The sequence below is a fragment of the Paraburkholderia oxyphila NBRC 105797 genome, from assembly GCF_000685075.1.
Lineage (GTDB): Bacteria > Pseudomonadota > Gammaproteobacteria > Burkholderiales > Burkholderiaceae > Paraburkholderia > Paraburkholderia oxyphila.
The window spans coordinates 11,518-30,557 of the sequence record NZ_BAYD01000063.1; the positions used below are offsets into that span (position 1 = coordinate 11,518).

Consider the following 19,040-nt stretch of genomic DNA (forward strand, 5'->3'; position numbering starts at 1 on the left):
TCCGTCCTGGGCCGTTGCCATGAGCACTGGCGCTAATCCACCGGGCGACGCCGCGCGCGGCACCACGCGCGCGCGCCGCTTGCGCAACGGCCAGCCGGCCATGGCGGCCACGCTCGCGTTCATCATCGCTTTCGCACTCGCGGGCGCCGTCGCGGCATTCGTCGCGCTGCAATGGCAAACCGCCGCCGAGCAGCGCTTCGCACGCCGCACGGCGGCGCTGCGCGAGACCGTCGAACAGGCGCTCATCGCCGACGAAGCGCTGCTGCGCGGCGCGCGCGGGTGGCTCGCACAGGCGGGCGCCGCCGATCCCGAAGGCTGGCAGCGCTATGTCTCGGGAGTCGATCTGGAAAACTCGCGCGCCGCAGTCGTCGCCCTGGGGTATCTCGCGCTGCCCCCCGGCGCGCAAAGCGCATCGTCCGCGCAACCCGCCACCGCCACGCTATGGGCCGGACTCGCCGCCATGCCCAACAGCGCGCCCGGCAGCGCCGTGGGCCAGAGCACCGCTAGCGAGGCCGCGCGCCGCTACGCCGGGCAAACCGGCAACGCGGGCCTCGCCGCCGAACCGGGCGCGGACAACGCGCCGCCGCAACTGATGCTTTATCTGCCGGCTTATGTGCCACAAGCGGTGCCACAAGCGGTGCCGCAAACGGTGCCATCGGCGGCAGCTGCGCCGGCTGCAAGCCCCGTGCAACGCCCGCTCACCGGATTCGCCGTCGCCACGCTCGACCCACAGCGGCTCTTCGAGCCGATACTCGCCGCCCAGCCCGATCTCGCGCTCACCGTGCACGCCGGGCAGCCCGCCGTCGAGCTTTACCGCAGCGCCCCCACCGAAGCCGCCGAAGTGACGCCCGGCACACGCTTCGAGCACATCGACCAAATCGCGTTCGGCGGCGCCACCCTCACGCTCGACGCGAGCACGGACGGCAGCCCGCTGCTCACGGGCGCGGCCACCTGCGCGGCAGCCATCCTGCTCGCCGGCGCCGTCATTGCCGGCCTCTGCGCCTTTCTCGCCTGGCGGCTCGCGCGGGCGCAGGCCGCCCCAGCCCTCGCGCCCGAGCCGGCCGAGGGCGAGGCACACCTGAACGAAGCGCGCATGATGGGCATCATCCGTTCGTCGATGGAGGCCATCATCACCGTCGACGAAACCCAGCGCATCGTCATCTTCAACCCGGCCGCCGAGTTCGTATTCGGCCTCTCCGCCATGGAAGCGATCGGCTCGCCGCTCTCACGCTTCATTCCCGCGCGCTTTCGCGCGGCTCACGAACGCCACGTCGAACAGTTCGGCGCCACCGGCGTCACCGAACGCCAGATGGGCCGCCAGCAGCGCGTACTGTTCGGCCTGCGCGCCAATGGCGAGGAGTTTCCGATCGAGGCGTCGATCTCCCAGATTCGCGACGCCTCCGGCAAGCTCTACACGGTGATGCTGCGCGACATCACCGAGCGGCTGCGCGCGGAGAACTCGCTCAAGCGCTCGCGCGAGGAGCTGCGCGAACTCTCGGCCAATCTGCAAAACGTGCGCGAGGCCGAAAAGACGCGCATCGCGCGCGAGCTCCACGACGATCTGGGCCAGCAACTCACGGCGCTCAAAATTGATGTCTCCGCGCTGGAGAACCGGCTTCGCGGCGCCATCGACAGCGACAACGCCGAGCGGCTCGCGGGCATGCGCAAGCTGATCGACTCGACCGTCAAGGCAGTGCGGCGCATCGCGGCCGACCTGCGCCCCGTCATGCTCGACGACCTCGGCCTCGTGCCCGCGATCGAATGGCTCGCGAACGACTTCACGAACCGCTACGGCATCGCGGTCCAGCGGCACATCCATACCGGCAACGCGGCATTTTCGCGCGCCGCGGCCACCACGCTCTTTCGCATCGTCCAGGAAGCGCTCACCAACGTCGCGCGCCATGCCGAAGCGAGCGTCGTGGTGCTCACGCTCGAAGTGGACGGGCAGCATTGCACGCTTCGCATCGTCGACAACGGCCACGGTGCGCCCGCCCATCCCGGCGACTCGCCCGAGCGCACCGGCCACGACAAGTCGTTCGGATTGCTTGGCATCCGCGAGCGCGCGCATATGTTCAACGGCACAGTCGAGATCGACACGGCTCCAGGGGAAGGTTTCGCGATTGCCATCACCTTCGAGCTCGACACCCTCCAATCCGAAGAGACCGCTTCATGATCAAGGTGATCCTCGCCGACGACCACGCGCTCGTGCGCGATGGTCTGCGCCGCATCCTGCAGGACGCGCACGATTTCGAAATCGTGGGAGAAGGCTGCGACAGCGCCACCACGCTCGCGCTCGTGCGCGAGCGCGAGGCCCGCGTACTGGTGCTCGATCTTTCCATGCCGGGGCGCAGCGGCGTGGATCTCATCAAGCAGATCAAGGACGAGCAGCCCGCGCTGCGCATCCTCGTGCTGACCATGCATGCCGAGCAGCAATACGCGGTGCGCGCGTTCAAGGCCGGCGCATCGGGCTATCTCACCAAGGAGAGCGCCAGCGCCGAGCTCGTGAACGCCGTGACGAAGGTGGCCACGGGCGGTGTCTACGTGAGCATGGCGATGGCGGAGCGCTTCGCGCAGAGCCTGAACGAGCCCGCCGACACCCTGCCGCACCAGCGGCTTTCCGACCGTGAATTCGAGGTGTTCCGGCGCCTCGCCTCGGGCGAGACCATTACCGAAATCGCCAAGGCGCTTTGCGTGAGCGCCAAGACGGTGAGCACCTACAAGGTCCGCATCCTCGAGAAGATGGAGATGCCGCACGAGGCCGCGCTCGTGCGTTATGCCCTGCGCCACAAGCTGCTCGACGACCCGGACGAACCTTGAGCCACCCCTGAAGAGCAACCCTGAGCCGCCGTGGCAGCGGCGCGTCGTCGCACGATTGTAGGAATCGCCCTACACATCTTCCGTCGTGCGTACGCCAGTTTCCATCGCCGCCGATTTATTTTCGAGATGGCGCCGACGATACTGGCTACATGGAAGCCCATCTGACCATTCCCAAGCTGCACGTCTTCCTCGTCGACGATCCGACACCGGTACGCCGCAAAATCTCCGAGGCGTTCTCAGCCATACCGGACGTGGTCGTGGTTGGGGAGGCCGAGGATACGGCCACCGCCCTGACGGAAATTGCAACGAGCGGAGCGGACGTCGCCGTGATCGATCTGCGGCTGACCGCGAGCAGCGGCATCGAACTGATCGCCCAACTCTCGCGCGAGCAACCCGAGGTCGTCACGGTCGTGCTGACGAACCACTCCACCGCGCCATTCAGGACCGCCTGCCAACGCGCCGGCGCCGAATTTTTCTTCGACAAGACGTCCGAATTCGACGCCGCCTGCCACGCCATCGAAGCGCTTGTGAAAGCGCGCGCGAGTGCCGCGCGCTGAACTGGAGACAGCCATGTATGCCGAGCCCGCCTGCGATTCCTCCCTGCCTGCGCCCGCCACGCTGCGTTGGCCGGTAGTGCCGCTGCGCCCCGTGGAGCAGGAGCCCGCGCCGCGCCGCGCTGCCTCGCGCTGCTCCACCTGTTCGCTGCGCGCGGTCTGCATGCCCTCGGACCTCACCGCCGCCGAGCTCGAGCAGCTCGACACCGTCGTGCTCACGACCCGCCACGTGCGTCGTGGCGAGGCGCTGTTTCGCGCGCACGATGCGTTCCAGAGCCTGTACGCCGTGCGCACCGGGTCGTTCAAAACGATCGTCATGCACCGCGACGGCCGCGAGCAGGTGACGGGCTTCCAGATCCCGGGCGAGCCGCTCGGGCTCGACGGCGTCTGCACGGGCACGCACAACTGCGAAGCGATCGCGCTGGAGGACAGCACGGTCTGCATCATCCCGTTCGGCCAGTTCGAATCGCTGTGCCGCGAGAGCCGCCGCATGCAGCGCCATCTCTACCAGTTGATGAGCGGCGAGATCGTGCGCGAATCGAGCCTCATGATGCTGCTGGGCACGATGACCGCGGAGCAGCGGCTCGCCTCCTTCCTGCTCGACCTCGCGGCGCGCTTTCGCACGCGCGGCTATTCCGGCGCGCAATTCAATCTGAAGATGAGCCGTGAGGAAATCGGCTGCTTTCTCGGCATGAAGCTCGAAACCGTGAGCCGGATGTTCTCCCGTTTCCACCGCGATGGGCTCGTCCAGCCGAGCGGCAAGCAGATCCGCATCGTCGATGCCGAGGGTCTCGCACGCGTGTAACGCGCGACGCTGCACAGCAGTCTTCGCAACGGTGTTGGCACAGCACGCCTCATTGGTCCGGGCGCGTGATTCCTGCGGCGCTCCTCGTCTAGCGGGCGCCGCTTTTCTTTTTCTGTTTGGCCAGTTGTCCCAGGGACGTCGCGCGCCGCCCTTTTTCGATTGACTCAAGTCAACAGCATCGCGCCAGGCAATGAGAGCATGAGCCAAGGCAGCCGCCCTTTGCGGCCCGTCCGCCGCTCAAGGAGACCCCTCATGGCCTGCAAACCCATTCCCCTCGTGCACGGCCGGCTGCATTCACCGCGCCGCCTGCGGGCAAGCGTCGTGTTCGTGCGCATGGTCGCGGCGCTGGCTGTCTCCCTGCAGGCCGCCGGAGCGTGCGCCGAGCTGCCGGAACCCACCGAGCTGGTCGATCAGCAGCACTGCATGTTCTGCCACACGTCGGACGCGCCGTTTCTCGCGCCGTCGTTCCACCAGATCGCCGAGCACTACCGCGACACCCCCAACGCGAGCACGATGCTCGAAGAGAAGCTCAGGCACGGCGGCAAGGCGCACTGGGGCGACATGGCGATGCCCCTGCCCGAAGACCGCGGCGGCCCGCTTTCGGCCAAGGACGCGCGCACGCTCGTCCAGTGGGTGCTGAGCCAGTAGATTCGCAACCTGACCAACGGAGCGTCATCATGCGCATCACCCTTCATCTCGACACGTTCGACCGGCTCGCCCCCGGTGCCTACGGCATCGTCTGGATCGACAAGGAGACCGGCAAATGGTCCCGCGAGGGCCACGCGGGCCTGGCGTTGCCGCAGTGGGGCCGCTACCGCAGCGGGCAAGGCTGCACGTGGCTCATCGCGGGGGTGGACGGGGCCGGGCTCTGCACCCTCGAAGGACTCGATCTCGCGGCCCATGACGGCCCCTTCGAGGGCGAGCACGGCCGGGTGCAATGGCATGGCGGCACCCAGGAGCCGGCCACTGGAGACTGGCACGTGCAGTGCGTCGACGAAACCGCCTGCGATCCCGAGGATGCTTTTTTCGCGGACGAAGCTTGATGCTCACACGACAGGATCCGGATCGCCTGATCCTGATCCTCTCAATGATCGCGCCGCGTACGGCCGTCTGCTGAATAGTGGTTCGATGCGTCCGCCAGCTTCAACTCGTGCTCGGCGGCATCGAATGCCTCGCGCATGGCGGCGATCGGATCTTCGCCGGTGCAATGGGGAATCGGCTTGAGCCCGTCCGACGCCGAGAAGAGGTCGAGGCGCACGTCATAAGCCTGACGCTGCCCCACAGCGTGCAGCGACTCGATCGCAAGATGGCAGGACTTCAGCAGCAGCCCGCTGAACCGTTCCAGACGCAACAACTGGACGCCGGCCTCCGCCTCGATGGCGGCGGACCCCGCGAAGCCCATATAGACAATCTGCATTCCCAGTCCCATCGCCTCGGCCTCCCTGCCCCGTCTATCTCTTTGCCAGCGCGCACCGACGCGACCGTGGCCAGCCCTACACTTCGAATGCGTGGCGATTCTTCAGGTCGATCCACAACATGCCTTCGCGCAGTCCATCCAGCACGGCGGCGGCCTCGGTGTCGAAGGTCCGATGATGAGCAAACGCATGACCGAACGGCTGTTCCGGCTCGCCCTGCATGATGCTGATCTGGCAAGCAAAGCCGCCTTGTGGCGCGGGCGCCGTAGTCGCTTCGACGATCCACGTGCCAGCGTTGACTGAACCCTTGAGTGTCATGATCTGATCTCCGTCTCGCGCGCCATGGTGCAATCCATCGCGCAGGCGAAAAATGCGCGTCATCGGCCATAAACGCGGAACACGCCGCTGTGCAGCACGACCGGCGCGCCCCGCGTCGCTTCGATCAGCGTGGCCGCGGCCTCTTCGATGGCGCCGCGATGCCCCCTGAACGCCGTGAGGAGATCCGTCTCGCTGATCGAATGCGCGCCGAAATGATCTTCGAGCGCTTCGGCAGTAATGCCACATTCGATCTGCGCACCCTCCACCACGGCGGGGAACACCAAAGTGAAGGACTCCGAGTCGAACTGGGGTGCTGTCCGAGGGAACGAAATTTTCATGGCCTGGGCCTCCTCACCCGCACCAGCACAGAACGATGTACTTGGCGATTGAATTCAGGATAAGGTGCCGCGGGTGGGGTCCGTTGACACACGTCAATTCAACGACGAGTACCCGGAGCCGCAAGAACCCGCCGCTGCGAAATCTGTGGCACGAGCAGCAGCGGCAACACGGTCCGTTGCGCGACATCGGCTGCAATGCTGCCGTAGCGCCACCGCGCGCCCTCATGGCGGCCGCGCGTTCCCAGCACCAGCAGGTCGGCGCGCCATTGCAGGGCCGCCTCGACGATCGCATGTGAAGCCGCGTCGCCATCGTGCGGCGCCTCGAGGGCGACCGCGTCGAAGTCTTCAGGGTGTCGCGCGGACGCCGGGTCGCGCGCCAGATAGCCCACCCTGAGCGCCGCCCCCGGACCGGCGATGCGCGCGGCTTCCCGAACCGCCAGGGCGGACGCGGCGCTGCCGTCGCTCGCGACGAAAATGCGCTGCGGCGGCACCCGGCATCGGCGCGCGAAGGGCGTGGGCAGCACCAGCACGGGACGTTGCGTCGATCCGGCAAGCGGGACCGGGCTGGACGGCGCGCCGATCGTCAACTCCGCCTGCGAGGCGCACACGGCCCGCGCCAGTCTGTCTGCCTGCTCCCCGCCCGCGTCCGTGTCGAGGATCTCCGTGTCCGTTTCGAAGCCGCGCCGCAGGAGCGTTTCACACGCGGCATCGACCGTAGCGTTCAGAACGAGTCTTCTCGTGAAGCCTTGCGCGGCCTGAAACGCGGCGTCGCCGCTGGAAGGCGCGACTGCAAGACCCACGATGTGAATACGTGCGCGCCGCTGCGCCCAACCGGCCACGCAGTCAAGCACCGAAGCGACGTGCTCACGTCCGGTCAGCATGACGAGAATGCGCGAGAACGGCGCGAATACTGGCGTGTCCATCGATCTTTCTACCCAGCGCCTCATTGTTCACTCCCGCCGCGCCTGCATGAGCGCATGATGGGTTTTCCGGATGGCCGTTACGCGCAATGAAAAAAGCGCAGAGTGCTGTCTCTGCGCCGTAGCGGCGCACGCCGTGCGGCCCTGCACGGGACGATGCGCCTGCCGCCCCCTCCCGACTTCAAACGGTCATTCGATCTGCAGGCGCTTTTGCTCCGCCGGCGCCTTCTTCGGCAACGTCAGCGCAAGCACGCCGTCCTGATACTGGGCGCTTGCCTTGCTCTCGTCGATATCGCTCGCGAGCGAGAAAGAACGCGCGAACGCGCCGCTATAGCGCTCGCGGCGAATCACGCGCTCGCCTTCCTTCAGCTCGGTGTTGCGCTCGACCTTCGCGTGAATCGACACCACATTGCCGTCGATCTTCACGTCGATGTCCTTCTTGTCCAGGCCCGGGAGCTCCGCCTTGACCGTATAGGCCTGGTCGTTCTCGGTCACGTCGAGCTTCATGGCCGCGAGATCGCTGTCCTCCGTGGCGAGCAGGCTGCGCATCGGGCGGAACAGCCCCTGGAACAGATCGGAGACCGGCTCGATCGAAAACGGGTCGTAACGTGTCAGATTGCTCATCGTCATTCCTCCTTTGAGCTTTGGCGAACGACGCAGCCCACTCATGGGCCGCGCCAGCGTGTGAGCATTCGCCCCTACGTTGCACGCCGCGCTCTGCTGCGTGCGCCGTATTCAATCTAAGAGCGCAACGCTTTTTCCGATTGATCTGCCTCAACGACACTGCGTGGCCACACACGTGGACGCCCCTGACCGGCCCGGATCGATGCTTGATTTAAATCAATGGTGAAGCGGCGCCCCTTCCTAGACTCGAATCACTTCGCGGCCCGCCGGTCGGGCAGCGATCGTTCTTCTCATCTCGCCGGAGCCCTGCCATGACCTGCAAGACCTTGACGGTCCATCTGGATACGAGCGCGCGCGCCAACGCGCGGCTCACGCTCGCCTTGAAACTCGCGCGAACCTGGGGCGCGCATCTGGATGGCCTGTTCGCCACCTTCGAGCCAAGCGCGCGTGAGTTCTACGTCATGGCAGGCACGGCCGACTACTACGACGCGCACCGCAAGCTGCGTGCGGAACAGCGTGGGGCGATCGAGCGGCTGTTCCATGCGGAGCTTGCGCGCGCGCAGGTCGAAGGCGCCTGGGTCGCGCCCGAAGGCAACCCGATCGCCGCCGTCACGCAGCGCAGCCGCACCTCCGACCTGACGATCGTTGGGCAGACCAGACTGGACGATCCCGAGGCTTACGTGGCCGATCATTTCGCCGAATCGGTCGTGATGGGCGCGGGGGGCCCGGTGCTCGTGATGCCGTACACCGGCAACTTCGAAACCGTTGGCGAGCGCGTGCTCATTGGGTGGAACGGCAGCCGCGAAGCGGCACGCGCGGTTCACGACGCGATTCCCTTCATCACGCGCGCAGCGCACGTCACCATCGCGGCCACCTCGAGCGCGTTCAAGTCCGGTGCGTCCCAAGCCTCGTGCGCGGATCTGGCGGCCATGCTCGCCCGTCACGGCGCGACCACTCTCGACATCGCGCGCTTCGACCGGGGCGCCCCTGACACCACCGGCGATGCCTTGCTCAGCTACGCCGCCGACGGCGGTTTCGACCTGCTCGTGATGGGCGCCTATGGTCACGCGCGGCTGCAGGAGCTGGTGCTTGGCGGCGCAACACGCTCGGTCCTGCTCACGATGACGCTGCCGGTGCTCATGTCGCATTGAGCAGCTTTGCACACCGGCCGCGCATGCACGCTTGCACTGTCTGCGCATGTCGCCCATCCCCGTCCCACATCGAGCCCGGAGGCCCACCATGTTTTCCCGTATTCTCGTCGCCCTCGACGGCAGCCAGACCGCTTCTGGCGCGCTCGATACCGCGCTGCGGCTCGCCCACGACACCGGCGCGGAGCTGCAGCCGCTCTACGTGATCGACATGCCTGTGCTCGCCTATGACGTGCCGGGCTTCGATCCGTCGATCGTCCGCGATGCGTATGTCGAAGAGGGCAAAATCGTCAGCGCCGATGCCCAGGCCCGGATGACCCGCGAGGGCGTGAAAGGCGCGCCGCGCACGGTGGAAGTCGCGCTGGGCGTCGAAGACGTCGCGCAGTGCATCGAGCGCGCCGCCGCCGACTGGCACGCGGAGCTCATCGTCATGGGCACGCATGGGCGCCGGGGCGTGCGGCGGTTGATGCTCGGCAGCGTCGCGGAGCGCGTGCTGCGCAATGCGTGCCGCCCGGTGCTCCTCGTGCCGGCACGGGCGGCGGTGACCGCGCAAACGACGTCCGGCGGTCGCCCTGCGAGCACGCCAGCTGGAGTGGAAAAATCATCTGAATCAGCGTGACGCGGCCGGTCGCCGTCGTAGGAGTGATACGACGCGCGGCCGCGCCGCCCGCTTACATGGGCGTGAAATACGTGGGATAGCCGAGATGGTCTTCGATGTCCTTCACGCCCGCAACGCGTTCGGCGCACACGCATATCGCCTTGCGCTCCTCCTCGGAGCCCACGGTGCCCCAAAGGTGCACGACGCCGTCCTTCACGACGACGTTCTCCGCCGCCATCGCCCAGCGGTGTCCCTCGAGCGCGTGCGCCACCGCCTGGCGTATGGCCTCGTCGGAAGCGAGCGCGTCCGGGCCGACCTGCGCCGCGCGCGCGAGCGCGCCGACCAGGTTCGAGCGGCTGACGATGCCGAGCACTTTGCCATCGGCAACAACGGGCACGCGCTTGATGTGGTGCCGCTCGAGCAAGTCAGCGATTTCGGCCAGCGGCGTGGCGGGCGGCACCGCAATCACATTCTCCGTCATGATGTCGCTGACCTTGACGGCATGCTCCTTGAGGTACTCCGCCGCGAGCTTGCGGGTCGAATACAAAAACTCCGCGAGCCACGAACGCTGCGGCTTGCCGGTCCCCGTCTCCACGCGGTGCAGCAGATCGCCTTCGCTCACGAGACCGATGATCTTGCCGGCCTCGTCGACGACCGGCAGTCCACTGATGTGATGCTTCGCCATCAGTTCAGCCGCTTCAAAAACGGTCGCCGTGGCGACGACGGACACGACGTCCGTGGTCATGATGTCCGATGCTTGCATGAGCGTTCTCCTCCATGTAGGCCAGCACTTCGACACCACCCAATGTAGCCGTCGAAGGCTGCCCTCAGTTGACGCTGATCAATTGAGGGGAGAACCCGGCGCATTTGCCCCTGGTGCGGGTCCCAATCTGATGGGTGTTCATGGCACCCCATGACGCGACAATTAACCACATGCTCAATTCGGCATTGCGGCTGATCGGGGGCTAGACACGCGTCTTACACTATGAGCTTGACGCTCGCCGCCTGGAACACCGCCGTGCCCATCCACTATCTCCGCAGCTTCACTTCGATCGAACGCACCGAGCGAGCCAACCTCCGGCTCGGGCGCGCGCTGACGCTCATTGCCGGAGCCGCCAATGCAGGGGGCTTCCTGGCGGTCGGTCAATATACGTCGCACATGTCGGGCATCGTCTCGTCATTCGCCGATCACGTCGCGCTGGGCGAATCCGGTCTCGCGCTTGGCGCGGTCAGTTCGGTGTTGGCCTTTGCCAGCGGCGCCGCGACTTCGGCCATCCTGATCAACTGGGGACGCCGCCGCTCGGCGCACAGCGTCTACGCCTTGCCGCTATTGCTCGAAGCGGCCCTGCTCCTGTGCTTTGCCTCGCTCGGCGGGAATCTCGCTCACCATCACGTGCTGGCCGTGCCCGTGACGGTCGCGCTGCTGTGCTTCGTCATGGGCGTGCAAAACGCCATGATCACGAAGATTTCGCGAGCCGAGATACGCACGACGCACATGACCGGCATCGTGACCGATCTGGGCATCGAGCTCGGCAAGGCGCTGTACTGGAACCGGGGCGTGCCGGCCGATGCCACGCGACACGTCGCGGCAGACATGCAGCGGGTTCGCGTGCTGGCTTCGTTGCTCGGGATGTTCCTGCTAGGCGGAACGCTGGGGGCGATGGCATTCCGCCATTTTGGCTTTGCCTCGGCGGTGGCTTTGTCGATGCTGCTCGTCATGCTTGCCGGCGTCCCGCTCACGGACGACCTGCGTGGCCGCACCGGGCGCGACCTCGTTTGACTACGCGAGCAGGCCGGCCCCGCATCGTCTGGACAAGCGCGGCCAGCCAGGTCTGGGTCCGCTGCCGCGGGACGCTTTCGGAAATCCGGCCCCGGATTTTTGAAAATACACGCTGCGGCCTCCACCACCCTGCCCATTCCCGCAGTACCGCCCCGGGCCGATCCGGATTGCGTGTGCATCGACAAGGCGATAGCGTTGCCCGGTAGTGCTGCCCGGTGCTCTGCCATGTGCGCTCGGCGGCCCCTATCAGCAAGGAGATGACGAGCATGACCGAGAATGGCTGGATCGTCGCGGACGGTGCGTCGCCAGCCCGCACATTCAACGTCGACCTCACCACTGCTCCCGGGCGGCCTCGCGCCGGCGTACAGGCCTGGTTCGAGATACTCCACGACAATTACTTCCCGCTCGACGTGAAGGTTGGCCGCGACTTTCGCTCTGGCCTGCTCACGCGCGTCGATATCGGCAACATACGCGCGTGCACGCTGAAGACCGATGCGATGCTGACCGAGCGCCGCGCGTCGCGCGCCATGCCGGACGGGCGCGACTTCTACGTCGTGGAAATACCGCAGGAAGCGCCGGTGCGCGTCGCACAGCGCGGCCGCGAGGGCGTCGTGCGTCCGGGTGGCTTTACGGTCGTCAACGGCGCCGAGGCCTACACGTTCGAGACTGCACAGCGCAATGAAGTGCGCACGCTGCGCATCCCGTGCCGCTCGCTGCGCGCACGCCTGCCGAGCCTCGACGACTGGGTCGCGAAAACATGCGAGCCGAGCCAGCCACTCGTGGCGCTCTTTCTCGATTTCGCGGCCTCGTATGGCCAGCATGGTCCCGGGCTTCTGCCGGCGCACCATGACCGCGTGGAGCAGCATCTGCTCGACTTGCTGGTGATGGCGCTCCTTGGCGCCGACGACACCAGCAGCGAAACTTCCGTGCGCAGCGCACACCGGCAGCGCGCCTTGCGGGTCATCGAGCAGCACTTCTGCGATCCGGCGCTCGAACCGTCCGGTGTCGCGCGCGCGATCGGCGTATCCGAGCGCTATCTGCAGAAGATATTCTCGGAGCGGCGCGAAACTGTCTCGGCGACGATCCGCGAGCGACGCATTCTCGAAGCAAAACGTCTTCTCGCGCGCCGCGCACAACTGCGCCTGAGCGTCACGCAGATCGCGTATGCGGTGGGCTTCTCCGATCCCGCCTGGTTCAGCCGCGCATTCCGCCAGGCCACGGGCGTCTCGCCCGCCCAGTACGACGGCGACGCTTCGCAAGCTTCGGCGTAACCTGCACTGCGCGGCCCGCATTCTCCTGACAAAAACCTGGGTGGGATCGGACATCGTTTGCCCGCCATCAGGCCGCCCCAGTCCAATCTTTTGGGCGCCACTGTGCAAGTGAGCTTCTTTTCCGCTTTGTAGAGTGCCAATCAACGGGTTCCGTACTGCTGGATTGCGTGCGGCCCCGCGGCGCCCTGGACAAAGAGGAGAGATGCCGTGTATACGACCATGCCCGATACGTCCCGCTCGCTCGTGCAGCGCGTCGTCGATCACTTTCGCACGCTGATCGAAGACGGCAAGCTCCACTCCGGCATGAAGATTCCATCGATCCGCAGCTTCGCGGAATCGCATGGCGTCAGCGTATCGACCGTGGTCGATGCCTATGACCGGCTCGTCGCCGATGGCCTGCTGGTGCCACGCCAGAATGCTGGATTCTACGTGCGCAGTTTTCAGCACGGCGTACGGCGCCATCACGACGCGCGCGGCGACGAAACCACGGGTTTCGACTCGCTTTGGATGCTCAACCGCATCTGGCAAAACCATCATGCCGAAATCAATCCGGGCTGCGGCTGGATTCCACCGCGCTGGCTGGACGAAGAAGGACTACGTCGCGCAATGCGCAACATGTCCACCCATACGAACGGAACGATGGCCGGCTACGGCATGCCCAAGGGATATCTGCCGCTCCGCTGGAAAATCTCCGACTGGCTCAACCAGCAAGAGGTCTTCTGCCCGCCAGAGCAACTGCTGATGACCAGCGGCGCCGCGCACGCGCTCGGCCTCCTGATCCAGTTGCTCGTCAAGCCGGGCGACACCGTCTTTGTCGATACGCCCGGTTACAGCTTGCTATTCCTGCACCTGAAGCGGCTGGGCGCGAATATCGTCGGTGTGCCGTGGACGCCGCTTGGCCCGGACATCGCAGCCCTCGAACAGTTGCTGCGCGAGCACAAGCCACGCGCCTGGTTCACGAACCCGCGCCTGCACAACCCAACGGGCGCGTCGTGCTCGACTGCGACCGCGCACCGGATGCTCCAGCTTGCCACGCGCCACGACTTCCTGATCGTCGAGGACGATGTGTGCGCCGATCTCGACAGCGCGGCACGCCGCCCTCTTGCGAGCATGGACCAACTCGAGCGCGTGATCTATCTCGGCAGTTTTTCGAAAACGGTCTCTCCGGCCATGCGCGTCGGCTATATCGCCGCCCATCCTGACCTCATCGAGGACCTCACGCAGTTCAAGATGATCACGGGCCTCACGAGCTCGGAGATCGCCGAGCGCTTCGTCTATCAACTGCTGACCGATGGCCGCCATCGCAAGCATCTCAAGGGGCTGCGCGATAACCTCTCGCGTGCGCAGGACGAGACGCGACGCAAGCTCGTTCAAGCCGGCATGGTGTTGTTCAACGACGCGCACGATGGGCTTTTTGTCTGGGCGCGCCATCCGTCCCATGAAGATTCGCGCGAGCTCTCGAACCGCGCGCTCGACAAGGACATCTATCTCGCGCCCGGCCACCTGTTCGCACACGACGAGGCGGCTACGCCCTGGCTGCGATTCAATGTCGGCTATTGCGAGCACGATGGACTGTTCGAGTTCCTCGCGCTCGCGTAGCGTGGCGTGGCGTGGCGCAAGCGTGCAAAAACCGCCAGCGCCATCCTCGTGCCTCGCCTGCGCCTGTTAGAACTGGTGCGTCACGCCGAGCCGCGCCGCGACCTGCCGGCTCGTGCTCGATGGGTTGAAGCCGGCGATCTGCGCCACAGCCGCCGCGCCCGACGCGTTCTGGAACGCCCCCATCGCATAGACCGAAGTCCGCTTGGAGAGCGCGTATTGCGCGATCAGATTGACTTGCTGATACTTCGGCGTGGTGTCGCTCGCGTGCGCGTGCCCGATCGTATACGTGAAACCCGCCCCAACGAGCAACGCGCTCGTGACCGAGTACGTGCCCGAGATTTCGTAATTCTGGAACGTCATATCACCCCCACCGATCGCCGAGCGAAACGCGGTATCCGAGAAGTCCGCCGATACCTTGAGCGAGCCCAACGTGTACGATGCACCCGCCGCAAGCACGCTCTGGCTGCGGGCGCGCGCTAGCGCGTCGCCGTATATCGCGTTGGTGAAGCCGCCGCCCGACGTGTAGCCTGCGACTGCGGTCGCCGGATCGTCGACATGCAGATAGCCGACACCCGCGCCGATCGCGCCGCCCGCGTAGGCGATTGCGGCGCTCCAGGTCGAATCGGTCGAAAAAGCGCCCGCGTGGCCGCCGGGCGAGTAATGGCCCTCGAACGTGATGCCCGCAATCGTCGGGCTCGCATATTTGATCGCGTTGGGGACCGAGAAGCCGTTGTCGAGGTTGTCCATGTCGTTCGGGTGTGCGAAGTACCAGCCGCCGTATTGCCCATTCAGCGTGAACGACTCCAGCAGATCGACATTCGCATCCCATTGCCGCCCGAGGGTCAGCGTACCGTATCTCACGGACTGGATGCCAACGTAGGCGTTGCGTGAAAACGCAAGCCCGCCCCCCGCTTGACCGTTGGCGGCGTCAAAGCCGCTTTCGAGCCGGAAGATCGCGCTCAAGCCCGCGCCCAGATCCTCGGTGCCCTTCAGGCCCCAGCGGCTGCCAAGCGGCACACCGCTCTGCATCTGCACGAGTCGCCCGCCGCTGCCCGCCACGGCCTGACCGTTGTTCGCGCTCACCACATTGTTCGCATAGTCGATGCCGAGATCGACCACGCCGTACAACGTGACCGAACTCTGCGCGTGCGCACCGCCTGCCAGCAGAACCAGCGGCAGCCCCATACCCAGGCATTTTTTCATTGTCTCTTCCATGTTGATTTGATGTTGAATCGGTGTCCATGGCGCGGGGCCTTTTCATCTGCGCATGCCCCGCGTGAACCCTTAGAGCGCTACATCGCGCACGAACGTCCCCTTGCCCGCGAGCGACAGGGCCGCGCGATAGACGAACGCCGCGCTCACGGCCGCCGCAGGGGCGGAGAACGTCGCGACGGTGCCGCCGCATTCGAGCAGCGCGATGCCGATCGCCGTGGCTGCGAGCCAGGCCACGAGCCCGCACAGATTGAGCGCGACCACGCGCTCGCGGCGATATTCGATCTGCCCACCGAAAATCGCGTCGTAGTGCGGCGACACGATATGCGTAACCGCGATCGCCACCCAGGCAACGACGAAGATCCCCTGATACGAGAGCGCCTGCAGGATGAAGCTGAACACGTTCGTGAGCATGAGCGCGTAGACGAGTGCGCCGACCACGATCGACCAGACGAATTTCGGCAAGTCCAGCCCGATCGCACTTTGGAAGAACGCGTGCATGTTCGTTGATGCAAGGTAGAAGTTCGCCGTATTGATGCGCGTCTGCGTGACCCAGACGAACAACAGCCCACCGAAACCCATCAGCTTGAGCAATGCCATCACGACCGACACCTCGCTCAACGCGCCCTGAGTCGCGAGCGTGCCCGCGAGAAAGATGCCCGCCACGCCGTTGCAGAGGAACGTGAACGTGTAGAAGAGCCAACCGAAGTTGAGGTTCGCGTGATAGCCGGCATCCTGCTTCTTGCCGAAGCGCGCGTAGTCCCACGTGTACATCATGAGAATCCATACGCCCATGAACGCAGTGAAGCAGTTCCACCAGCCATGCGCCGGCGCGCCTCCTGCCGGGCCGAGATGCAACCAGGCGCTGTGGTCGCCGCTCGCGGCAAACGCCGCAATCAGCGCGGCAACGAGACCTATCAGATAGAACGGCAGCAACACGCCGTTGAATTTGTCGAGCCAGCGCTGCACGCTGCCGAACACGAGCAGCACGCTATAGGTCACGACGATCAGATAGGCCAGATGCAGCGAGACGGCAGGGAAGTACGCATTGATCGCGATGGCGATCACCGAGCCTTCGAACAGCGCGTAGTAAATCGCCGTTGCGAAGAAGATCAGTGTCGCAAGCGGCGCGCCGAAGCTGCCGAACACGACGCGCGAGAAAAGCGCGACCGACAATCCGCTCGAGATCGCGAACTGCACGATCACCCGGTTGATCACGCTGTAGACAGCAACCGAAAGCGCGAGCCCGATCAGCGCATTGACGGTGCCGAAATGAATCGCGAGCGTGGCCGACACCACGAGCCAGAACATCGCGCTGCAAATTGCCCACCACGCCATCGTCAACGAGCCTCTCGACATGCGCGCATCGTCCGGAACCGGGCTTGCGGCATAGCTGCCATCGTGCTTGTCCGCATTGGCTTTCAGCTCCATAAGTCATCCGAAATAAATTTGATAAAATGAGCAAGCGCATACGCCCACTTGCCCCATCGTCCGGCGAGCCGCGCGACACACGGCCCGCCAGGCTGTTGCGCATCAAGCCGCGTCTGAAGCGTCCGTCAACACATAGACGCCCGTAGCGTCCAGGCACGCACTCCACTGCGGCGGCAACACAATCGAGGTCGTCACCTCCTCGATGACCGCCGGTCCGGCGATCACGTCGCCCGCACCCAGCAACGTGCCGTCGTAGACCGGCGCATGCACGGTTTCGATGTCCTGCCCGCTCCCGAAGATCATGTTGCGCCGCGCCTTGATGGCGAGCTCCACGTCACCCGATCCGGTTTCGATGGTCTGCGCAGGCGGCTGGTCGAGCACGCCATACACCGTGCTTTCGATGTTCACGATCTCCACCTGGCTTTCCGGCTCCGCATAGGTGAAGAGCTGCTTGTGTCGTTCGTCGAACAACTCGCGGATACGGCCAATGGTCTCGTCGCTCACTTCCATGGCGCCGATGTTCACCGAGCACTCGTGCACCTGGCCGCAATAGCGCATGTCGAGCTGGCGCTCGACCTGAATGCGCTCGCGCGGGAAACCCTCGCTTTCGAGTGCGGCGAGCGCGTCGGCCTCGAGCCGCTCGAACTGCCGCTGCACACGCTCGAACGATGTGTGCGGCTCGATGCGCATCGGGCACGCCGCCATGTAGTTGTATTTGACATCGGAAAGCAGTTGCCCGAACGCGCACAGCCCCGAGGCCAGCTTGGGGACCAGCACCGTCTTTACGCCGATCTCGCGCGCAAGGCCCGCGATGTGCAGCGAGGTTGCGCCACCGGCGGCGATCAGGACGAAGTCGCGCGGGTCATAGCCGCGCTCGATCGACACCCGCCGGATACCGTTGATCATGTTCACATTGACGATGTTGTAAATACCGTATGCCGCCTTGCCAACGCCGATCCCGAGCGGCTTGGCGATCTGCGTTTCGATCGCGGCACGTGAGGCGTTGCCGTCGATCTTCACGCGGCCGCCGAGCAGCGACTCCGGATTCAGATAGCCGAGCACGACGTTCGCGTCGGTCACCGTCGGCTCCACGCCGCCGCGCATGTAGCACGCCGGTCCAGGCACGGCGCCCGCGCTCTGCGGGCCAACCTTCAGCAGGCCCATCGCGTCGATCCACGCAATCGAGCCACCGCCCGCGCCAAGCGTCTCGACCTGGATCATTGGCGTGCCGATCCGATAGCGCAGAAAGTCGATGTCCTTGCTCACGTTCGTCGCGCCGTCTTTCGTCAGCGTGATATCGAACGACGTGCCGCCCATGTCGACGGTGATGAGGTTGCGGTAACCGAATGGCCTGGCGACGAACAGCGCCGCGCGCGGCGCGGACGCCGGCCCCGAGTTGATCGCGTTGACGGCGCGCGCGGCCATCGCGGCCGGCGACGCCATGCCGCCGTTCGATTGATAGAAGCGCACCGGCGACTCGACGCCGTTGTCGAGGTAGAACCGTTCGATACGGCTTACGTAACGCGACAGCACGGGTCCGAGCCAGGCGTTCACCACGGTCGTGGAGGTGCGCGTGTACTCGCGCATCTGCGGAAACACTTCAAGCCCCACCGACACGTAGACATCGGGCAGCATCTCGCGCACGATCTGCGCGGCGCGCCGCTCGTGAGCGCCATTGGCCACCGACCAGACGAACGAGATCGCGACGGCTTCCACGCCTTCGCGGCGGAACAATTCGCACGCGGCGCGCACGTCATCCTCGTTCAGCGGCGTGTGCACGGTGCCGTCCGCGAGGACGCGCTCGCGGATCGGTCTGCGCAAGTAACGCTCGACGAGCATCTTCGCGGCCGGATAGCAGGCATCGTAGCGGTGACCCTCCTCCTTGTGCCCAAGGCGGATTTCGAGCGAGTCCTCATGACCGGACGTGCAGATAAGGCCCGTTTTCACGCCCTTGTGCTGGATCAGCGCGTTCAGCGCGACCGTCGTGCCGTTGACGCACAGGTCCAGATTCGAAAGGATTTGCCCGACCGGCTGGCCAAGCGCCTGCGCAATCTGTCCGAGGCCGTCCGCAATGGCGCGGGTGCCGTCCTCGGGCGTCGACGTGGCCTTGAACAGGCGCATCTGACCTGCGCCGTCCGCGAGAACGAAATCCGTAAATGTGCCGCCTGCGTCAACGCCCAGGCGATATTGCTTGCTGTTCATGTCATCTC

General features: G+C 65.6%; 20 protein-coding genes. 11 read left to right on the forward strand and 9 right to left on the reverse strand.

Going from position 1 to position 19,040, the window contains the following annotated elements:
- The first annotated feature begins 19 nt into the window (after window positions 1–19).
- From BO1_RS31230 to BO1_RS31255, 6 genes are all read left to right on the forward strand, one after another.
- Entirely contained in the window at window positions 20–2,173 is a 2,154-nt protein-coding gene (locus tag BO1_RS31230) for a PAS domain-containing sensor histidine kinase (RefSeq protein ID WP_028220912.1), read from the forward strand.
- Complete coding sequence (locus tag BO1_RS31235; RefSeq protein ID WP_028220913.1) at window positions 2,170–2,817, forward strand: response regulator; 648 nt, start codon at window positions 2,170–2,172, stop codon at window positions 2,815–2,817. The genes BO1_RS31230 and BO1_RS31235 overlap by 4 nt, the downstream gene beginning before the upstream one ends.
- 149 nt (window positions 2,818–2,966) lie before the next feature.
- Window positions 2,967–3,374, forward strand: a complete 408-nt coding sequence (locus BO1_RS31240; RefSeq protein ID WP_028220914.1) for a response regulator — start codon at window positions 2,967–2,969, stop codon at window positions 3,372–3,374.
- Window positions 3,375–3,387: 13 nt separating this feature from the next.
- The gene (locus BO1_RS31245) at window positions 3,388–4,176 is read left to right on the forward strand and encodes a helix-turn-helix domain-containing protein (RefSeq protein WP_043287335.1); all 789 of its coding nucleotides are present in this window, start codon (window positions 3,388–3,390) and stop codon (window positions 4,174–4,176) included.
- 333 nt (window positions 4,177–4,509) lie between these two features.
- Window positions 4,510–4,824 carry a c-type cytochrome gene (locus BO1_RS31250; protein WP_028220916.1) on the forward strand — a complete coding sequence of 105 codons (315 nt, stop codon included), beginning with the start codon at window positions 4,510–4,512 and terminating at the stop codon, window positions 4,822–4,824.
- A gap of 29 nt (window positions 4,825–4,853) precedes the next feature.
- The gene (locus tag BO1_RS31255) at window positions 4,854–5,219 is read left to right on the forward strand and encodes a DUF3564 family protein (RefSeq protein ID WP_028220917.1); all 366 of its coding nucleotides are present in this window, start codon (window positions 4,854–4,856) and stop codon (window positions 5,217–5,219) included.
- A gap of 41 nt (window positions 5,220–5,260) precedes the next feature.
- Here the strand turns inward: BO1_RS31255 and BO1_RS53515 are convergent, their stop codons facing one another.
- From BO1_RS53515 to BO1_RS31280, 5 genes are all read right to left on the reverse strand, one after another.
- Entirely contained in the window at window positions 5,261–5,593 is a 333-nt protein-coding gene (locus tag BO1_RS53515) for a hypothetical protein (RefSeq protein ID WP_043287336.1), read from the reverse strand.
- Window positions 5,594–5,669: 76 nt separating this feature from the next.
- Window positions 5,670–5,909 (reverse strand): hypothetical protein, encoded by a 240-nt coding sequence (locus BO1_RS31265; RefSeq protein ID WP_028220918.1) that lies wholly within the window; start codon window positions 5,907–5,909, stop codon window positions 5,670–5,672.
- A 59-nt stretch (window positions 5,910–5,968) separates the two neighbouring features.
- Window positions 5,969–6,247, reverse strand: a complete 279-nt coding sequence (locus BO1_RS31270) for a DUF1488 family protein (RefSeq protein ID WP_028220919.1) — start codon at window positions 6,245–6,247, stop codon at window positions 5,969–5,971.
- Between the two features lie 98 nt (window positions 6,248–6,345).
- On the reverse strand, window positions 6,346–7,170 hold the full coding sequence (locus BO1_RS31275; protein WP_028220920.1) for a universal stress protein: 825 nt from the start codon (window positions 7,168–7,170) through the stop codon (window positions 6,346–6,348).
- 186 nt (window positions 7,171–7,356) lie between these two features.
- Window positions 7,357–7,791, reverse strand: coding sequence for an Hsp20/alpha crystallin family protein (locus tag BO1_RS31280; protein ID WP_028220921.1), 435 nt, complete (start codon window positions 7,789–7,791; stop codon window positions 7,357–7,359).
- A gap of 311 nt (window positions 7,792–8,102) precedes the next feature.
- On the opposite strand from BO1_RS31280, the gene BO1_RS31285 reads away from it, so the two are divergent.
- Both BO1_RS31285 and BO1_RS31290 read left to right on the forward strand, forming a co-directional pair.
- Window positions 8,103–8,942, forward strand: a complete 840-nt coding sequence (locus tag BO1_RS31285) for a universal stress protein (protein WP_028220922.1) — start codon at window positions 8,103–8,105, stop codon at window positions 8,940–8,942.
- 88 nt (window positions 8,943–9,030) lie between these two features.
- Window positions 9,031–9,558, forward strand: a complete 528-nt coding sequence (locus BO1_RS31290) for a universal stress protein (protein WP_028220923.1) — start codon at window positions 9,031–9,033, stop codon at window positions 9,556–9,558.
- Between the two features lie 52 nt (window positions 9,559–9,610).
- On the opposite strand, the gene BO1_RS31295 is transcribed toward BO1_RS31290, so the two are convergent.
- Window positions 9,611–10,300 carry a CBS domain-containing protein gene (locus BO1_RS31295; RefSeq protein WP_028220924.1) on the reverse strand — a complete coding sequence of 230 codons (690 nt, stop codon included), beginning with the start codon at window positions 10,298–10,300 and terminating at the stop codon, window positions 9,611–9,613.
- A 255-nt stretch (window positions 10,301–10,555) separates the two neighbouring features.
- Between BO1_RS31295 and BO1_RS31300 the strand changes: the two genes are divergently transcribed.
- The 3 genes from BO1_RS31300 (at window position 10,556) to BO1_RS31310 (ending at window position 14,187) form a co-directional block, all read left to right on the forward strand.
- Entirely contained in the window at window positions 10,556–11,317 is a 762-nt protein-coding gene (locus BO1_RS31300) for a YoaK family protein (protein WP_028220925.1), read from the forward strand.
- 266 nt (window positions 11,318–11,583) lie between these two features.
- Window positions 11,584–12,588 (forward strand): AraC family transcriptional regulator, encoded by a 1,005-nt coding sequence (locus BO1_RS31305; RefSeq protein WP_028220926.1) that lies wholly within the window; start codon window positions 11,584–11,586, stop codon window positions 12,586–12,588.
- A gap of 207 nt (window positions 12,589–12,795) precedes the next feature.
- Window positions 12,796–14,187: an aminotransferase-like domain-containing protein gene (locus BO1_RS31310; RefSeq protein ID WP_028220927.1), complete on the forward strand. Its 1,392-nt coding sequence runs from the start codon at window positions 12,796–12,798 to the stop codon at window positions 14,185–14,187.
- 66 nt (window positions 14,188–14,253) lie between these two features.
- Here BO1_RS31310 and BO1_RS31315 read toward each other — a convergent pair whose 3' ends face one another.
- The 3 genes from BO1_RS31315 to capA form a co-directional block, all read right to left on the reverse strand.
- Window positions 14,254–15,390 (reverse strand): porin, encoded by a 1,137-nt coding sequence (locus BO1_RS31315; protein WP_028220928.1) that lies wholly within the window; start codon window positions 15,388–15,390, stop codon window positions 14,254–14,256.
- 81 nt (window positions 15,391–15,471) lie between these two features.
- Window positions 15,472–16,830, reverse strand: coding sequence for a purine-cytosine permease family protein (locus BO1_RS31320; RefSeq protein WP_028220929.1), 1,359 nt, complete (start codon window positions 16,828–16,830; stop codon window positions 15,472–15,474).
- 102 nt (window positions 16,831–16,932) lie between these two features.
- Entirely contained in the window at window positions 16,933–19,032 is a 2,100-nt protein-coding gene (capA, locus tag BO1_RS31325; protein WP_028220930.1) for a caprolactamase subunit alpha, read from the reverse strand.
- Window positions 19,033–19,040: the final 8 nt, after the last annotated feature.